The organism is Microbacterium sp. DT81.1 (assembly GCF_049844955.1).
In the GTDB taxonomy this organism is placed as follows: domain Bacteria; phylum Actinomycetota; class Actinomycetes; order Actinomycetales; family Microbacteriaceae; genus Microbacterium.
Genome location: NZ_JBNCMA010000002.1, coordinates 420,270 through 437,121 on the forward strand (window position 1 = coordinate 420,270; position 16,852 = coordinate 437,121).

Annotated in this window: 19 protein-coding genes; 12 read left to right on the plus strand and 7 right to left on the minus strand. The window is 68.4% G+C overall.

The window, feature by feature from the left end; all coding sequences use genetic code 11:
• Positions 1-8: 8 nt before the first annotated feature.
• The 4 genes from ACLQ2Q_RS07160 (at position 9) to ACLQ2Q_RS07175 (ending at position 2,925) form a co-directional block, all read left to right on the plus strand.
• Positions 9-1,427, plus strand: a complete 1,419-nt coding sequence (locus tag ACLQ2Q_RS07160) for an FAD-dependent oxidoreductase (protein ID WP_425819432.1) — start codon at positions 9-11, stop codon at positions 1,425-1,427.
• A 117-nt stretch (positions 1,428-1,544) separates the two neighbouring features.
• Positions 1,545-2,201, plus strand: coding sequence for a histidine phosphatase family protein (locus tag ACLQ2Q_RS07165; protein ID WP_425819434.1), 657 nt, complete (start codon positions 1,545-1,547; stop codon positions 2,199-2,201).
• 144 nt (positions 2,202-2,345) lie between these two features.
• The gene (locus ACLQ2Q_RS07170; RefSeq protein ID WP_425819436.1) at positions 2,346-2,675 is read left to right on the plus strand and encodes a hypothetical protein; all 330 of its coding nucleotides are present in this window, start codon (positions 2,346-2,348) and stop codon (positions 2,673-2,675) included.
• An 85-nt stretch (positions 2,676-2,760) separates the two neighbouring features.
• Entirely contained in the window at positions 2,761-2,925 is a 165-nt protein-coding gene (locus tag ACLQ2Q_RS07175) for a hypothetical protein (RefSeq protein WP_425819438.1), read from the plus strand.
• Positions 2,926-2,950: 25 nt separating this feature from the next.
• Here the strand turns inward: ACLQ2Q_RS07175 and ACLQ2Q_RS07180 are convergent, their stop codons facing one another.
• Together ACLQ2Q_RS07180 and ACLQ2Q_RS07185 are read right to left on the minus strand one after the other, a co-directional pair.
• Complete coding sequence (locus ACLQ2Q_RS07180; protein WP_425819440.1) at positions 2,951-4,993, minus strand: elongation factor G; 2,043 nt, start codon at positions 4,991-4,993, stop codon at positions 2,951-2,953.
• A 150-nt stretch (positions 4,994-5,143) separates the two neighbouring features.
• A complete protein-coding gene (locus tag ACLQ2Q_RS07185) occupies positions 5,144-5,518 on the minus strand; it encodes an ATP-dependent DNA ligase (protein WP_425819442.1) in 375 nt (124 codons plus the stop codon).
• A 222-nt stretch (positions 5,519-5,740) separates the two neighbouring features.
• On the opposite strand from ACLQ2Q_RS07185, the gene ACLQ2Q_RS07190 reads away from it, so the two are divergent.
• From ACLQ2Q_RS07190 to ACLQ2Q_RS07200, 3 genes are all read left to right on the plus strand, one after another.
• Positions 5,741-7,366, plus strand: a complete 1,626-nt coding sequence (locus ACLQ2Q_RS07190) for a DUF5597 domain-containing protein (protein ID WP_425819444.1) — start codon at positions 5,741-5,743, stop codon at positions 7,364-7,366.
• A 93-nt stretch (positions 7,367-7,459) separates the two neighbouring features.
• Positions 7,460-7,783, plus strand: coding sequence for a winged helix-turn-helix transcriptional regulator (locus tag ACLQ2Q_RS07195; RefSeq protein WP_425819446.1), 324 nt, complete (start codon positions 7,460-7,462; stop codon positions 7,781-7,783).
• 422 nt (positions 7,784-8,205) lie between these two features.
• On the plus strand, positions 8,206-8,700 hold the full coding sequence (locus ACLQ2Q_RS07200) for a hypothetical protein (RefSeq protein WP_425819448.1): 495 nt from the start codon (positions 8,206-8,208) through the stop codon (positions 8,698-8,700).
• Positions 8,701-8,807: 107 nt separating this feature from the next.
• Here ACLQ2Q_RS07200 and ACLQ2Q_RS07205 read toward each other — a convergent pair whose 3' ends face one another.
• Positions 8,808-9,854, minus strand: a complete 1,047-nt coding sequence (locus ACLQ2Q_RS07205) for a PDDEXK nuclease domain-containing protein (protein WP_425819450.1) — start codon at positions 9,852-9,854, stop codon at positions 8,808-8,810.
• Between the two features lie 83 nt (positions 9,855-9,937).
• Positions 9,938-10,378 carry a DUF1801 domain-containing protein gene (locus ACLQ2Q_RS07210; RefSeq protein ID WP_425819452.1) on the minus strand — a complete coding sequence of 147 codons (441 nt, stop codon included), beginning with the start codon at positions 10,376-10,378 and terminating at the stop codon, positions 9,938-9,940.
• Positions 10,379-10,529: 151 nt separating this feature from the next.
• Here ACLQ2Q_RS07210 and ACLQ2Q_RS07215 point away from each other — a divergent pair, with 151 nt between their 5' ends.
• Both ACLQ2Q_RS07215 and ACLQ2Q_RS07220 read left to right on the plus strand, forming a co-directional pair.
• Complete coding sequence (locus ACLQ2Q_RS07215) at positions 10,530-11,135, plus strand: dihydrofolate reductase family protein (RefSeq protein ID WP_425819454.1); 606 nt, start codon at positions 10,530-10,532, stop codon at positions 11,133-11,135.
• A 228-nt stretch (positions 11,136-11,363) separates the two neighbouring features.
• Positions 11,364-12,401: an alpha/beta hydrolase fold domain-containing protein gene (locus ACLQ2Q_RS07220; protein WP_425819456.1), complete on the plus strand. Its 1,038-nt coding sequence runs from the start codon at positions 11,364-11,366 to the stop codon at positions 12,399-12,401.
• Here the strand turns inward: ACLQ2Q_RS07220 and ACLQ2Q_RS07225 are convergent.
• From ACLQ2Q_RS07225 to ACLQ2Q_RS07235, 3 genes are read right to left on the minus strand one after another with little or no spacing between them, the layout of a single operon-like run.
• Positions 12,367-12,822: a DUF2255 family protein gene (locus ACLQ2Q_RS07225; protein WP_425819458.1), complete on the minus strand. Its 456-nt coding sequence runs from the start codon at positions 12,820-12,822 to the stop codon at positions 12,367-12,369. The genes ACLQ2Q_RS07220 and ACLQ2Q_RS07225 overlap by 35 nt on opposite strands.
• Before the next feature lie 8 nt (positions 12,823-12,830).
• Positions 12,831-13,433: a response regulator gene (locus ACLQ2Q_RS07230; RefSeq protein WP_425819460.1), complete on the minus strand. Its 603-nt coding sequence runs from the start codon at positions 13,431-13,433 to the stop codon at positions 12,831-12,833.
• The gene (locus ACLQ2Q_RS07235) at positions 13,430-14,653 is read right to left on the minus strand and encodes a sensor histidine kinase (protein ID WP_425819462.1); all 1,224 of its coding nucleotides are present in this window, start codon (positions 14,651-14,653) and stop codon (positions 13,430-13,432) included. The genes ACLQ2Q_RS07230 and ACLQ2Q_RS07235 overlap by 4 nt, the downstream gene beginning before the upstream one ends.
• A gap of 165 nt (positions 14,654-14,818) precedes the next feature.
• On the opposite strand from ACLQ2Q_RS07235, the gene ACLQ2Q_RS07240 reads away from it, so the two are divergent.
• The 3 genes from ACLQ2Q_RS07240 to ACLQ2Q_RS07250 all read left to right on the plus strand — a co-directional run bounded on the left by ACLQ2Q_RS07240 (position 14,819) and on the right by ACLQ2Q_RS07250 (position 16,846).
• A complete protein-coding gene (locus tag ACLQ2Q_RS07240; RefSeq protein WP_425819464.1) occupies positions 14,819-15,382 on the plus strand; it encodes a small multidrug efflux protein in 564 nt (187 codons plus the stop codon).
• A gap of 122 nt (positions 15,383-15,504) precedes the next feature.
• A complete protein-coding gene (locus tag ACLQ2Q_RS07245) occupies positions 15,505-15,711 on the plus strand; it encodes a hypothetical protein (RefSeq protein WP_425819466.1) in 207 nt (68 codons plus the stop codon).
• A gap of 91 nt (positions 15,712-15,802) precedes the next feature.
• A complete protein-coding gene (locus ACLQ2Q_RS07250) occupies positions 15,803-16,846 on the plus strand; it encodes a lactonase family protein (protein WP_425819468.1) in 1,044 nt (347 codons plus the stop codon).
• Positions 16,847-16,852: the final 6 nt, after the last annotated feature.

The window sequence follows — 16,852 nt, forward strand, 5'->3', positions numbered from 1 at the left end:
AGCGACCGTTGAGCGAGTCTCCGGCGAAGGTCTTCGCCCGCCTCAGCACCGTGGATCGACCGGATGTCGCCTCCCCTCGATTGCGGCGCGCGGTCGTGCTCGGCGGTAGCGTCGCGGGTCTGCTGGCCGCACGGGTGCTGGCCGACCACGCCGACGAGGTCGTCGTTCTCGAGCGGGATGAGGGCGTGCATGGGATCGACGGCGAACGCCGGGGTGTTCCGCAGAGCCTTCAGGTGCACGCGCTGCTGCCCGGCGGTCGCGCTCAGATCGAGCGGTGGTTCCCGGGGTTCGGGCGGGAGGCTGTCGAGCAGGGTGCGGTTGCCTCCGCGGCGCACCAGAGCGAGCAGTGGATCGACGACGTGCGGGCGGTGTCGGCCCCGAACGTGGTGCTGCTGAACGGCAGCCGGACGTTCATCGAAGCGCTGCTGCGCCGTCGCACCCTGGCCCTGCCGAACGTGCGGCTGCTGCCGACAGCGGCGACGGGGCTGACGTTTCACGATGCGCGCGTCAGCGGCGTGCGATTGTCGGCCGCGGACGAGGAGAGCGTCGTGCCGGCCGAGTTCGTCGTGGATGCGATGGGCCGCTCCAGCAGGCTGGCGGCATGGTTGGAGCGCGACGGGTGGGAACCGCCGCCGTTGCAGCGCATGCAGATCGACGTGAACTACTCGACGGCCTACTTCGCCCGCTCACAGAACGAGCCACCGGTCGCGGTGGCGACATCCCGCGTCTCGCCCGATTACCCGAAGAAGACGCACGCAGCGCTCACCGCCGTCGAGAACGGCCGATGGATGCTTCTGCAGATGACATATGGCGAGGATCGGCCGCCTCAGGACTGGGACGGCTTCGTGGCCCGTTGCGCCGACCTTCCTCCGGTCTTCGCCGATGTGGCGCACAACCAGCCGATAGGAGAGGTGCACGCCTTCCGGCTCGCGGAGGCGCGGCGGCGCCGCTATGACCGGCTGAATCGCCTGCCCGGTGGTCTGGTCAGCGTCGGGGACGCCGTCGCGTCCTTCAACCCGATCTACGGCCAGGGCATGTCTTCGGCCGCACTGCACGCGTCATGCCTCTCGGAATATCTGTGCGGCGCCTCCGATGCGACCGGCGTGGCGACCCGCTTCTTCGAGCTGCAGAAGGTCGTCGTGGATGCGGCGTGGGACTTGTCCACCCAGAGCGATGCCCAGCGGCTCGAGACCGGCCGGCCCCCGCTGCCGACCCGGTTGCAGCGCGCGCTGGTCGATCAAGTCCTCGCTGCCGCCGTGGTCGACATCCCCGTTGCGACGGCATTCAACGAGGTGGCGTTCATGAATGCGCACCCCAGCACGCTCGCGGCACCCTCCGTGGTGCTCAGGTCGGTGGCCTCGAACGTGCGCACCCGTGCCCGTGCTGCGCGAGGAAGGCTCACATCAGAAGCCGGCACGCCTGGGTAGCTCACCCCTCTTCGCCGCCGTCTCGCTGGCCGTCGCCCGTCGGCATGCTCCGACCCGCGCTGTCTTGGATCGCTCGGGACGAAGCCGGGAGAGCGGCACCGACACTACGGTTGCGATGTGTCCACAAACGATCCGCTGCCCGACCGGCCCGCTCCCGACAACCCGTCGGGAAAGCTGATCCTCCTGCGCCACGGCGAGACGGAGTGGTCGAGGAGCGGCCGGCACACAGGACTCACGGACGTTCCGCTCACCGCCCGAGGGGAGGATCTTGCGCGCGGGGCAGGCGAGTTGGTCGCCGGTTATCGTTTCTCGCTGGTCCTGACGTCGCCGCTGCAGCGCGCGCGACGCACTGCTGATCTCGCCGGCCTGCATGCCGACGTGGATCCCCTCCTCGTCGAATGGGACTACGGCGGGTACGAGGGGCGGACGACTCGTGACATCCGCAACGAGCTCGGCTACAACTGGAGCGCATTCACCCACGGCGTCATTCGCGGGCTGACGCCCGGTGAGACGGTGGAGGAGGTCGCCGCCCGTGCATCGCGCGTGCTTACGAGGGTGCTGCCTGCGATGGCCGAGGGGGATGTCGCCCTTGTCGCGCACGGCCACTTCCTGCGCATCCTGACCGCCGTGTATCTGCGACTCGCCCCTCGCTTCGCCTCCCAGATCACCCTGGACGCTGGGTCGGTGTCGGTGCTGAGCTACTACCGCGAGCAGCCGGCGATCCTGTCGTGGAACTATGGACGCGAACTTCCCCTGGTGCCCTCAGAGTCCTGACACTCCGTGGTCGATGGGTCGCCTGCGTAGCACCACCTGCACCTCCTGCCCCCTGAAGCGCGAGCGAGCGTTGATCCCATATCCCACGGTTCGCTGCGACGCTACCCCCGTCCGCAATGCCGGCCGGCGGGGCTATACCCAAGCATGAAATCGATCATCTACGCCCACACCGAGCTCCTCACTGGAGACGCGATCGCTGTGGCCGTCCTGCACTACGGCGCCGCACTCGCCGACAACGGTCTGGCGGAAACGATCGAGATCCCCATCCTGGAGCCCGACGGCTCACGCTCCACCGCCCTCATGCTGATCGGGCCGGCCAGCCAGATTGTGGCAAAAGGGGTGCAGGCGGGTCTCGAGGAACTGGTGGACACCGATGTCGTCGCAGAGCTGGAACGAAGAACACGGATGCTGAGGCCCGAGGGGATGGCGGACTTGGGCGATCCCGGCTATGCCGAGTGGCACAGTGAGGCCTGACGAGGCGGCGCTATGACGCCCTAGCACCACGCACCCGCATTTGGAATGCCCCGGCTTGCGCGGACTTGGCGCGTAGGTTGGCTGCATGTGGACAGTTCTCGTGATCTTGCTTGTGGCCTGGGCGGTCCTGTCGATCGTCGGTTTCGCCTTCGAGGGTCTTCTCTGGCTGGCAGCGGTCGGAATCGTGCTCTTCGTCGGCACGCTCGTCTTCGGAGCGGTCAGGCAGCGCGCTCGGGGGAAGCGACCCTAGCCGTCATCCAGCGATGCTCGCACGGTCACGCTGAATGCGGTGCGGCTTCGTAGCGGTCCGGCGCGATCGTCAGCTCGGCCTCGCCGCCGGTGAGGGACCGCAGTTCCAGCACATACCGGCCGAGCTCGGCCTCGGGCACGCGGGCGATGATGCGGGTGCGTCCATCGTCCGTCGATTCGGTCGCGTGCACGTGCCCGCGCCTGGATGACAGGTCGGTGAGAACCGGGCCCTGCAGGGCTGCGGGGACGGTGATCGTCACGGCTGAGACGGGTTCGAGCAGCACCGTGCCCGCTTCCACCAGAGCCGCCTTGACCCCGAGCGAAGCCGCGGTGCGGAAGGCCATCTCGGAGGAGTCTACGGAGTGCGACTTTCCGTCGTACAGCTCCACCCGCACGTCGACGACCGGATGACCCTGCGGCCCGCCGGAGGCCAGCGCGTCACGCGCGCCCCTCTCGACAGCGGGGATGTATGTGCGAGGCACGGAGCCGCCGACCACAGCGTCGACGAACTCGAAGCCGCTCCCAAGCGGAAGCGGCTCCAGGCGGAGCTGCACGACCGCGAACTGGCCGTGCCCGCCCGACTGCTTCTTGAGCCTCCCCTCCGCGCGGGCGGGCTTCGCGATCGTCTCGCGATACGCCACAGGGGCCGGCGCCGACGTCACATGGACACCGAGGACCCGCGCCATGCGCTCGATGGCGACCGCGACGTGCGTGTCGCCCAGCCCGCGGAGGACGGTGTCGCCGCCCGCGCGGTCGATCACGAGCGTCTGATCCTCGGCGACGAGGCGCGCGAGGGCCGTGGAGAGCTTCGCATCGTCGGACTGGGATGCCGGTGTGAGACTGACGGCATACACCGGATGCCGCTCGGGAAGACGCGCCGGACGCGCTGCGCCCTGCGCACGCGACCACAGCAGCGATCCGGATGGGGAGCCGCTGAGCTTGGCGACGGCTCCCACCTCCCCTGTGCGGAGCGCGTCGACGGGCAGATGCTCTGCGCCTCGCAGCCGGAAGAGCGCCGGCATCCGCTCCTCCGCGCCCGTCGTTGCGTTGTACAGCCGTTCGCTTGGCCGCAGGACGCCAGAAAGCACCTTCAGCATCGCGATCTGCCCGACGAACGGGTCGGCCACCGTCCGGAAGACATGCACCAGCGGCTCCCCGTCGGGGTTCGGTGAGACGGCATGCTCTCTTCCGCCGTCACCGCCCATCAGGATCTTCGTGTCGCGTGCGAGCGGGTCGGGTGCGAGGCCCCACAGCAGATCGAGCACGCGATCGACTCCCGTGCCGGTCGTGCCCGAGCACAAGACCACCGGAACGGTCTCCCTGGCAGCGACCTCGTGGGCGAGCGTGCGCTCCAGGTCGGCTGCGGTCGGCTCCGTCCCGTCGAGGTACGCCTCGAGCTGGGCATCGTCGTGGGAGACGATCTCCTCGGTCACGTCACGGTGCAGCGTGTGCTCCTCGGCCTCGGCCTCGGACGGCAGAGGTTCGTCGTGATGGCGACCGTCCTGGTCGTAGACCAGTGCGCGCTCGCTCAGGACATCGGCGATCGCGCGGAAGCCCTGCTCCTCGCCGAGCGGAAGCTCCAGGGGCCAGACGTGCGCGCCGAACTCGGCTTGCAGGCCCGCGAGCACGCTGCGGAAGTCGGCGCGAGCCCGGTCCTCCTGCGTGACGACGACGACGCGCGGCACACCGGCCTGCTCGACCGCCGCCCAGGCCGCGCGGGTGCCGGCGGTCACGCCGTCGACGGCGCTGACGACGATCGCGGCGGCGTCGGCCACGGCCAGCGCCGTGTCGAGGCCGCCGACGAAGTCCGGGTGACCGGGCGTGTCGATGAGGGTGAGTGCGCGTTCCGCGCCGTCATCGGTCCACGTGAGGCTGGCCAGCGAGATGGTCAAGGTCGTCCCACGGGCAATCTCCTCGGGGTCGTGATCGCCGACCGTGGTTCCCTGCTCGACAGCGCCGCGGCGCGAGATCGCGCCGGCGCGGAACAGCATCGCTTCCAGCAGGGTCGTCTTGCCGGACCCCGGTCCGCCGACCAGGGCGATCGTGCGGTGAGCGGAACTGCGAGCCATGTCCATCGAGCCTCCACTGCGGTGTGGTGTGCGACCATCGTCCGCGATCCCGACCGTCAGCGCCAGGGGCGGCGCCATCACGCGCGCAATCTCGCCCGCCACGGCTCGGGCTCGCCCTGCCGATCAACCCGCGGCCGGGTGGAACACGACCTAGAGACGTCCAGAGGCCGTCACGACGCGGCGGGTGTGTTCGGCTCCCGCGGTTGATAGATGAAGCTCGCGGTCCGGTTCAGCGGGTTCGGGCATCACATAGAGGCCGCTCTGCGAGTTGGCCGCGCTCATGAGATCAGTCAGCCACGCCCTGTTCAGGAAGGGGACATTCCGCCCATCGAATCTGTAGAGCAGCGAGCAGCCCGGATGGATCCAGACGCTGCTGCGTCCACCGCCATGGCTCCTGTCGTCCGTCCACGAGAAGTGAAAGGACTCACCGCGGCGCACCTTTGCGCCGATCACCGACTGAAGGTGCGCGAGCGTGCGATCCTCGAAATCCACTCGGACTATCTCGCCGTACCTGAACGATCCCATGGCGACGCTCCCCACGCATCGAAGGGTCCGCCCGGTCAGCGCCCCTCGCCCACTCCAGCAGATGAGCGGGTCGGCGGTCACACCCCTAGGGGTGAACCGAGAGCAGGTGACCGTGGTGATCGCGGCTGCGCAGGCACTACTGTCGAAAACAGACTAAAGTTGCGCGGAGTCGTTCCGGCGATACGCCCGCGCGACTCTCGCCCCTACGATCCTGGAGTTTCGATGACGAATGTGCCCGTGCTGGAGCGTGCCGGTGATCACGTGCGGCTGATTGTGGACGGCGAGCCCTTTCTCTGCCTCGGAGGCGAGCTGCACAACTCGAGCTCGTCCGATTCGACCTATATGGCTCCCATCTGGGAGAGGCTGGGACGCTCCGGAATCAGCTCCGTCATCGCGTCCGTCGGGTGGGATCAACTTGAACCCGAAGAGGGCCGATTCGACTTCCACGTCGTCGAGGAGCTGCTGCAGGGAGCGCGGTCTGCCGGCGTGCGCCTTGTCCTGATCTGGTTCGGCGCCTTCAAGAACGCCTCGTCGACGTACGCGCCGACGTGGGTTCGGGCGGATCGTGCGAGGTTCCCGCGCGCCGACCGCGGCGCGACACCCTATGCCGAGCCGTTCAGCTACGAAGGGTCCATGCCAAGACCCGCACTGTCCGTCTTCGGCGCGGAGCTTCGAGAGGCGGATCTGCGCGCCTACACGGCGCTGATGCAGCATCTCAGCGAGGTGGATGCGCAGCACACGGTCGTGATGATGCAGGTCGAGAACGAAGTCGGCCTGCTCGGGTCGGGACGGGATCACTCGCGGCCTGCGGTCGAGGCGTGGAATGCGCCGATCCCCGCCGATCTGCTGGCCGCGATCGAGGCCGACGGCGTCGGCTTCGACCAGGACATCCTCGATCTCTTCGCTGATCCGTCCGGTCGGGGCGCGTCGTGGACGGAGCGATTCGGCCCCGGCAACCCTGTCGCCGACGAGGTGTTCATGGCGTGGGGCTTCGCGCGCTACGTCGGCGCTCTCGCGGATGCCGGCAAGAAGGTCACGCCCCTGCCGGCGTATGCGAACGCGTGGCTGGGGCCGCAGCCCGGGCAGGACCTGCCCGGCCAGTACCCGAGCGGGGGACCCACCGCGCGGATGGGCGGGGTCTGGCGAGCAGGCGCTCCTGCGCTCGACTTCATCGCCCCCGACATCTACGTCTCAGACGGTGCGACCGTGATGGCCGAGTACGCCTCGGACCTCAACCCCCTTTTCGTTCCTGAAGCGCGTCTCAGGACCGGTGACGTGTTCTTGGCCGTCGGCGCGTTCAACGCGATCGGCTACCACGCCTTCGGCATCGACGACGTCAGGGACGAGAGCCAACTCTTCGGCGGCATGCGGCAGCTGCTGGCATTGACGCCCGAGATCGTGGCCGCACAGCGGGAGGGACGTATTGTCGGATTCGCGCTGGACGATGACGTCGAGGCTGTCACCGCTGCCCTTGCGGACCTCACCGTCGTCATCCGGAACGCACCGAAGCTGCTCGCCCGCATGCTGCTCGACGTCGGTGTTCAGCTGCCGGCACCGGTTCCGCTGCCCAGCGAAACGATGTCGAGCAGTCACGGCGAGCAGCCGGCCGATCCGCGCCCATTCGGCATCCTCATCGCCACCGGGCCACTGGAGTTCGTCGCGATCGGCCAGAACGCCGTGATCGACTTCTCGCGCGAAGGAACGGAACTCGAGGTCGACAGCGTCCGAGAACTGCGATTCACCGACGGCTCGTGGACGGATGGGCGCATCCTCAACGGGGACGAACGGCTGAACATCCTCGGCACCAACACCATCACCGCCGCAAGGATCACACTGCTCTGGTCATGACGCGGCGGCGCGGGGGGGCTCTTCCCCTTCTCAACCCGTGCCACGAGACTGATCCCATGCCACGGGGCACCGTCCTCCGGCGACGGGCGGGCAGTGCGTGACGTTCTGGATCGGGTGGGTGACAAGTGGTCGCTGCTCGTCATCGTCACCCTGCAAGGGGGGCGCCTGCGCTTCAGCGAGCTGCAGCGTCACATACCCGGTATCTCGCAGCGCATGCTGACCCTGACCGTACGGCAGCTCGAGCGCGACGGCCTTCTCGTACGCACGGTGCATGCCGAAGTGCCTCCGCGCGTCGAATACGACCTCACCGAAACCGGCCGCACCCTGATCGAGCCTTCCCGGGCGCTGGCGGAGTGGGCGATCGCCCATTACGCGTCGATCGAGCGCGCGCGGGAGCGCTACGACGCCAAGGCTTGATCGCCGATCCTTCCCGCCCCTTCAGGTGGTGAAGTGCGCGGTCAGGATCTCTTGCTCTTCGGTATCGACGTCCGCCGCGAGCGACATGAATCGCTCGCGCCATGCGGTGCGCTGTTGCGAGGTGAGCGCCATGCCGCCGGCGAATCACCGGAGGTACATATCGAACGTGTCCGCGGTGAGTCGGGTCGGACGCCCACGGCCCGACAGGGTGACTTCGGACGGTTCAACACGACCGCGATTTCGGTGCCCGTATTCGGAACGGGCGTGTTCGTCGCCCGTTCACGACGACGGCGCGATCGCTACCGCCGTCGATGGCAACATCCGGGTGATCCACGAGTTCGCCTGAACCGTACGTGCTTCGCACGCGCCTTCCAGCCGCGGGGCACTGGCTTTCCGGCTGGATGTGCGTGTCACGATGAGCCGTGGCGATCTTCGTGAGCGGCAACCCCGGTTCCGGCAAGTCGACCTTGACGGCCGAGCTGCTTCGCAGAGGTGTTCACGCCGTGGACGCGGACGAGGCGGATGGGTTGGCCGGGTGGATGAACGCCGACGGGCAGGTCGTTGGTGACTCCTCCGCTATTCCGACCCCCGAGCTGCTGAAAGACTGCTACTGGGGGTGGTCACCATTACGGATCGACCAGCTCATCACGGATCTTGGGCCCCGCGGGGTCCTCCTCGGCATTGCCGCCAATCAGTGGGACTACCTCCGTCGATTCGACGACCTCGTTCTGCTCGAACTCGACGCCGACACGCAGCGCGAACGGGTGAGTGCTCGGCACCCTCTCTTTCAGGAGCAGATCCGGGCCGGCCTACCCGTCTTTCAGGCCCGGATGATCGAGCACGGTGCCCTTCGCATCAGCGCGACGCGACCGACGACCGCGATCGCGCAAGCCGTGATTGCACATCTGAGGGACTGACAAGCGATCGCGGTGAGCCAGCGCTGGGCGGGCAGTCGTCGTCGACGAGCTACGCGCCGCATCCGACTTCACTCCGCGTCGATGGGAGTATGGCTGCGCGCGCTCAGTCAGGGGACCTCGGGCGGCGGTTCGGTGGTTGTGTCCGCGACCTCGGCGGCGAGTCTGGTGAGAGTGTCTTCGGCGGGAAGCGCCGCCTGTTCGGCCGCGGACAGCTCGTATCGGGACACGGCCATGGGCTTCGATGTGCCGGCCAGTGAGTAGCGGACGACGGTTTCGTTCCTTTCGGCGACCAGAAGGATGCCGACCGTGGGCGCGTGCCGATCCGGCAGGCGCAACCGGTCATCGACGAGAGCCACGTAGAAGCCGAGCTGACCGGCGTCTCGTGGGTCGAACTTGCGCGTCTTCAACTCGAAGACGATGTACCGCAGTTGCTCCACATGGAAGAACAGCAGGTCGATGTAGAAGTCGTCACCGTCCACTTCGATGTGATGCTGACGACCGATGAAAGCGAACCCGCTGCCCAATTCGCGGAGCGTGTCGACGATCCGCCGAGTAAGGCGATCCTCGAACTCCCGCTCGGTGATGTCAGCATCCACGCCGAGGAAACCCATCGTGTAGGGGTCCTTCGTCAGCTGCTGAGCGAGGTCAGAGTCGGATCTGGTGAGTGCCGCCGCGAAATTGCTGGGGGCTGCGGCGTCGCGTTCGTGCAGTCCGGTGCGGATCTGGTGGACCAGGACAGCTCTGCTCCAGGCGTGCTGCACGTCCTTCCCGGCGTACCACTCACGCAGCGCCTGGTCGTCCAGCTTCTCGAGGAGTTGGACGATGTGGGTCCACGGCAACTGTCCGACCGGCTGCTGGACGATTCCATTTCGCTCCGGCCACGCGGCGGCGAACGCTCGCATCGAGAAGAGGTTGGACCTCGAGAATCCGCGCATCGTGGGGAACTCCGCCTGAAGGTCCTTCGCGAGGCGGGCGACCACGCCGGTGCCCCATCCACTCGTCTTCTGCTTTCGGAGGATGGTGTCGCCGATGTGCCAGTACAGCGCGACGAGCTCCGCGTTCGCACGCCGCTGCAACGTGAATCGCGCGTCGCGCACACGGCGCTTGAGCGCGTCGAGCGTCTCGGTGTAGTCCGTCGGCTCTACTTCTCCCACCGTCCCAGCATCCTCCACCGGGCAGACACGGCAATAGTCCAGCAGCCTGCTGGACCATCACTTGAAGGCTGGCGTCCGACGGGCTACTCGGCGGTTTTCCAGAGGATCTGACGTATCGGCCCCTCTTGGGACTTCGACTCCACGAACTCGTAGGACTCTCGGACGATCCGTTCGAGCACGGTCACGTCGACATCGCTGAGCCGGCGTATGTAGACGCAGTATCCGCTCGTGGAATGCGTGCCGAGCTTCGCCAGAAGTGACGAATGACGTGCCGTGCCGTCCATCAGATAGATGGTCAGCTTGCCTCTTCTCGGGTAGAAGCCGATCGTGTGACCGTCGCCCTCCCGGCCGCTCTGGTACTTGTAGTGGTAGGTGCCGAATCCGATCGTGCCGACGTTCCACAGGGCGGGCTCCTGTCCACTGACCCGCTGCATCATCTCGATCAACGTCTCGCTGTCCTTGACGGTCTGCTCATCGAGCGACGCGATGTAATCGTCGACCGAGCGATCCTGTTGGTCTGTCATTTCACCTCTGCCTTCCATGCCCGGACGGCAACCTGTCCCAGGACGCCCGCGGTGCCCCGTTCCGTGCCACGGTAGTCTTCCAGCCTGTGGGCGGCTCGTTTAGGTCCCGGGCGACTGCCCGCGAACCGCAATCACCCTCGAGAGGTCCCGGATGCCGGACACCACCTGCCACATGTCGATCTCGCTCGACGGCTTCGTAGCCGGGCCAGACCAGAGTGCCGAGCACCCGCTCGGCAGACGCGGGATCGAGCTTCACACCTGGCACGTCGGCGACCCGAGGGCCACCGAGGCGGACGAGATCGCGGCCGGATGGCTGATGCGCCCGCGCGGCGCCTACGTGATGGGCCGCAACATGTTCGGACCGATCCGCGGTGAGTGGGGCGAGGACTGGCGCGGATGGTGGGGGCCGGAGCCGCCGTATCACGCGCCGGTCTTCGTGCTGACCCATCATGCCCGCGAGCCGATCGAAATGGAGGGCGGCACGACCTTCTTCTTCGTCACCGAGGGCTTCGACGCGGCGTACGCACGTGCGCGTGAGACGGCCGGCGACGGCGGCGTCGACATCGCGGGCGGCGCCTCCACGGTGCGGCAGGCCCTCGTAGCAGGGGTCGTCGACGAGCTCACGCTCGACATCGCCCCAGTCCTGCTCGGGTCGGGCGAGCGGATGTTCGACGGCGTCGAATCCTTCGGGTTCGAACCGGTAGAGGTGCTGCACTCGCCGCTGGCCACGCACATCCGCTACCGCCGGGCGCGCTGAAGCCTGCTCCGACAAGTCCGCCACACGGATCGGCGGAGGCGCGAACTAGGCCGCGGGCTGCCGTGAACTGGTGAGGAACCGCTCGACCCGTCAGACCGAGCTCGCGACTCCCCGCTCATGCGCTCATGGTAATCCGCTGGCAATCGCGCCGTCAGTGCCCCCCGCACCGGCAGTGCGAGGCGTCCCCGACGCTCCTGCTGGGCTTCGTTGTTGCAGGAGGGCACCGGGGTGCACGACGCTGAAGGCACGAAGCTCCCCGATGACGCCTGGAGGATCATGTCCGTGCACCCTGCGCCGCCGTTCGACCCGGAACTCGCCCCGGTGCTGGCGGCCATCGCCGACCGAGTTCCGCCCACCCTGACGCTGGAGATGGTCCCGCGCTTCCGGGCCCTGCCCGCAGATCCCTCCGTGGGTGGTCTGGTCGACGCCGTCGGCGCTGTCCACGACGAGCGCTCGCTCCGTTCGGATGACGGTGCCGAGATCGTCGTCTCGGTGTTCCGCCGCGCGGTGCGCTCGGGATACGGCGGCCCCGGCATCCTGTATCTGCACGGCGGGGGGATGCTCTTCGGCAATCGGTTCGGCGGCGTGCAGGCGTACCTGCCGTTGATCGAGAGCCACGATGGCGTCGTCGTCGCCGTGGAGTACCGGCTCGCACCCGAGCATCCCGACCCGATTCCCTTGGAAGACGGCTACGGCGCGCTCTGCTGGATGTCGGACTCGGCCGCAGAGCTCGGCATCGACCCCGCACGGCTCTTGATCGCAGGTCAGAGCGCGGGCGCCGGCCTCGCGGCGGGGGTGGCTCTGCTCGCCCGCGAGCGCGGTGGTCCGGTTCTTCGCGGGCAGGTCCTCGTAAGCCCCATGCTCGATGACCGGGACGAGACTGTCTCCACCCGGCAGGTCGACCGCATCGGCGTGTGGGATCGGCAGAGCAATCTGCTGGGCTGGTCCGCGCTGCTGGGTGACCGTCGCGGCCGTCCGGACGTCGGAGGCCCGACGGCACCCGCGCGAGCGGTCGACCTCACCGGCCTGCCACCGGCGTTCATCTCGGCCGGCAGCAGCGAGGTCTTCCGCGACGAAGCCGTGGCATTTGCCTCGCGCATCTGGGCCTGCGGGGGAGTGGCCGAACTTCACGTCTGGCCGGGCGGCTTCCACGGGTTCGAGAACTTCGCGCCGCAGGCGGCTCTGTCACTGGCTGCGGCCGCCGCCCGGGACGGATGGCTGCATCGGCTCCTCAGCGACGTCCCGCCGGATGATTCTGCTGCCTGATCGTGAGCACCGGCCGGGGCGCGAGGCGGAGGGTCGATGCGACGGCTTCGGCGGTGAGCATGGACTGTGCGCCGGCCGCGCCGTACTTGGCCCGGTAGGACGCGTCGACGGCGTCGGCATCCGTGCTTCCCGTCGCGGTCACGATCACGTGGACCGGTTCGCCCCGCATGCGGATCAGGGCGCTCCCCGATGCGACTGCCCTGCCGTACCAGCCGGTGTTCCGCCGGTGCCAGGTGCGGACGAACACCTCGTGGTCGGCGACGACGACCCAGATCGGTGTCCAACGCCCGGGAACTCCGTCGGCGGGCGGCACCGAGATTTCCAGCTCACGCAAGCCATCGAGGTGACGCAGGTCCTGAGGGGACCACGTCGGCCCACTTCGGCTGTCAGCCTGCGGGCGCAATCCGGAATCTTCCTGCATCGACGTCGTCAGATCCAGCCGCGCTCTTCGGCGAGGAGCACGGCCTGCTGACGCGTTCCGACGGACAGCTTGCCGAGGATGCTGGAGACGTGGTTGCGCACGGTGCCGGGCGCCAGCGACAGCGCGCGAGCGATCTGACCCGTCGTCTCACCCCGCCGCCCGGCACGCAACACATCGCACTCCCGGTCTGTCAAGGGGCTGCGCTCGTCGCTCAGCGCGTCGGCGGCCACCTCGGGGTCGACGTAGCGACCGCCGGCGGCGACCCGCCGGATGACCGTCGCGACCTCGTCGGCGCCGCGCGATTTCGGAAGGAAGCCGGCGACGCCGGACGACAGCGCACGTCGAAGCACGCCCGGTCGGGCGTGACGCGTGACGACGACGCATCGCGTCACCAGCAGGCGGTTGAGCCGCTCCGCCACCTCGACTCCGTCGAGGCCGGGCATCTCGAGGTCGAGCAGGCAGACATCCGGTTTCAGCCTCAGCGCCTCTGCAAGGGCATCCGTCCCGTTCTCGCACTCGGCGACGATGTCGATGTCCGGCTCGAGCCGCAGCAGGGCTGCGAGCGCGGAGCGGATCATCGCCTCGTCGTCGGCAAGGAGCACCCTGATCACCGGCGACCCTCCTGCTGCACCGGGATCGTCACGACGATGGAGAAGCGCTCCCTGTCAGAAAGCACCTCGATCCGCCCGCCCGCCTCCGAGACCCGCCGCTCCATGCCCTGGACCCCGGAGCCGTCACCGTTCACGACCGCACCAGGTGTGAGGTCGTTCGAGATCTCGTACCTCCACGAGTCGCCGACCGGCCCGAAGGAGAGGCTCGCGCGACGCCCACCGCCGTGTCGCAGGACGTTCGTCGTCGTCTCGCGGATGACGGGGCCGAAGACGGATGCCGGCGCACGATCGGCATCCGGTGCCACGATCGCCTCCGTCGCGAGCCCCGCGGCGATCAGCAGATCGCGCGCGTTCTCGATCTCGTCGCGCAGCGGCACCGAGCGAAACCGCGTCGCGAGGTCGCGTGTGCCCTGTCTTGCGTCGTCGACGCTCTTGCGCGCGGCCCGAAGCGTGTCGAGCGCCGCGTGGGGGTCGCGCGACAGGAGCCTTTCGGTGAGCTCGAGCTGCAGCGCGATGACCTGGAGGTGGTGTCCCTGCAGGTCGTGCACATCCGTCGCGACGCGGAGCCGCTCCTGCGTCGCGCCGAGCCGTGCCTCCGACGCGCGGGCGAGGTCGAGGGTCACGAGAACGTCCCACCACCACAGCGACAGGACCGTCATGGCGGGCAGGAACGTGGAGTAGAACGCCAGCAGCACCCAGCCCGACGCGTCGCCCAGCGTCGCGGCGTCGCTGAAGGACCCTCGAGCGTCGAAGATCCAGGCGCAGCCCAGCGATGCGGTCACCACGAGGAGCGCGCGTCCGCGCACGCGCCTGGGCCAGTTCAGAAGCATGAGGGACTGCGCCACGGGAAGCAGGCCGATGAGAACGCTCTCCGTGATCACGACCGACGCTGCGCCGTATGCAGCCGCGATCAGCACAGGGATGAGCACCCGAGGCGACCTCGCCGACACCCCGGCATCCGTTCGGTGGCGGTAGTCGGAGAGGAGCGGCAGCGTCGAGGCCACCCAGATCGATCCCCCGATCGCGACGGTCCACAGCCCCACGGGTGCGACGCCCGCCTCGAGCAGGGTTGCCAGCCAGACGACGACGATCATGACCTCGAAGAAGACGATGACCGACACGGTGTACCACCAGGTCGCTGTGACGCCCCGAGCAAGCCGCAGCGTCGCCCGCGCATCCGCCGTCGGGACGCCGACATCCGGCGCCATGCCTCGTTTCACCCGCCCCACCATACGGCCATGACACTTGTCATGGACCGCGCGTGCGAATCACCCGGCGACGGGTGACAGCCCGACACTGCCGCTCTGCGGTCGCATCCGATGAGCTTGAGTTCACACCCCGAGGCGAGCCGACACGCGGCCGCCTGAACTACAGGAGCCCGTCCCATGACTCTCATCGACACCTTCCAGGACCTCGTCGCGCAGGTTCCCGACGCCGTCCAGCCGCTCATCGTGGCCGCCGCAGGAGCCATCCCCTTCATCGAGGGCGAGGGGGCTGCGACGATCGGCATCATCGGCGGGATCCCGCCTGTCATCGCCGTCGTGGCCGCGATCATCGGCAACTTCTTGTGCGTCGCCGTGCTGGTGGTGCTCAGTTCCCGCACACGCACGGCCGTCATCGGGCGACGTCGCAGCCGCGCGCAGCTACGCGAGACGGTGCCGGCCGGGGCACCCGGCCGCGGTGCATCGAGGGAGGGCGACGTGCTCGACGCGACGCGCCCCGCGGTCTCGCCGCGCGCGGCGAAGTTCCAGCGAGCGTTCGAACGCTACGGAGTGCCGGGTGTGAGCTTGCTCGGCCCCCTGCTCCTGCCCACCCAGTTCACCGCCACCATGCTCGCCGCCGCCGGCGTCCGCACGGCGCGCATCCTGATCTGGCAGGCCGTCGCGATCATCGGCTGGACCACCGCGGTCGCGCTCATCATCAGCGGCGCCGTCTACGCGGGCCGATGACGACCGGATGCCGGTGAGTGCGCGCCCGCGGGAAAGGGTGCGACCCGGCTGCGTCAAGCCGGTTGCACGTCCACCGTCTGACCGGGACGCTTGGCGTACGGAAAGCTGAAGAGGAGAAGAACATGGCGGATGGATCGACGCAGGGTCGCGCGGCTGAGGAGAAGGAGCCGACGAACGACGAGCTGGACGAGCCCAGCACGGAGAAGGAACCGGGTGAAGAGCCGAAGTCGGACGACGGAGGAGAACCATCGCCCAGCCATCAGGCGGTGGGGATCGGCGTCGTCGGCGGCCCACTGGTCGACGCAGAGCAAGACTCAGCCGACGACTGACCGCACAACCCGCACCTCCTCCCGCTTCCCCGTGGGGAGCGCACGGCCGTCTGACCCTCACGCTCCGGAGTGCACGTTCTAGGATCGGGGGATGACGGAGACTCCTTCACTCGTGCTCGTCGCAAACGCCGGTGATGGCAGCATCAGCGCTTTCCGGCTGTCGGACGGTCCGCTCGAGCGCCTGGCCGTGACGGACGGGCTTGCCGGCTGCTCGACATTCGCAGTCGATCCCGCTCGCGACCTTGTGTATGCCGCGGTGAAGGCGTCAGCGGAAGGTGAGCAGGCGGCCATCGTGACGCTTCAGCTCGACCGCGGCACCGGGGCACTCGAGCAGCGCTCGCGCCTCGATCTTCCGCAGGGCGGGATGAACTACCTGGCCCTCTGCAGGGACGGGGCGGGCCTGCTCGGCGCCTCGTACGGCGGCGGATACGGAGTCAGCTGCCCGGTGACGGATGGCGTCGTGGGTGCGGCCGTCTCGCAGATCAGCTTCCCCAATCTGCACTCCGTGCTGCCGAGCGATGACGGGCGATTCGCCTACTTCGTGTCCCTCGGCGACGATCTCGTGGCGCAGTACTCCCTGAACGAGGATCTGCGATTGACGCCGCTCGAACCGGCCACGGTCGCGGCGCCTGCCGGCAGTGGTCCACGCCATCTCGTGCTGAACGAGGCGCAGGACGCCGTCTACGTGCTCACCGAGTTCTCCGCGCAAGTGCTGCACTTCGCGCGAGACACGCAGACCGGAACACTGGAGCTCCGAGGTGCGGCGGACGCGTTCGACCCGACGAAGAGCCTTGAGCACAGCCGCTTCGGGGCCGATCCGCGGGCGGAACACCTCATCTGGGGTGCCGACCTGCACCTGGCTTCCGGCGGCCGATGGCTGTGGTGCTCGGAACGCACGGAGAGCACGCTCGGCGCGGTATCGGTCTCGGATGATGGCTCGGTCGCCCCGCCCGATCGGTTCTTCACGACGGAACCGCAACCGCGCGGGTTCGCCCTCAGCCCGGATGGTGCCCACCTGATCGCCGCGGGCGAGCGATCGACGACGATCTCCTTGTATGCCGTGGACGGCAGCCGTCTCCGCCTGCTCGAGCAGGCGGAGACGGGTCGTGGCGCGAATTGGGTGCGCTTCGTCTGACCTCCT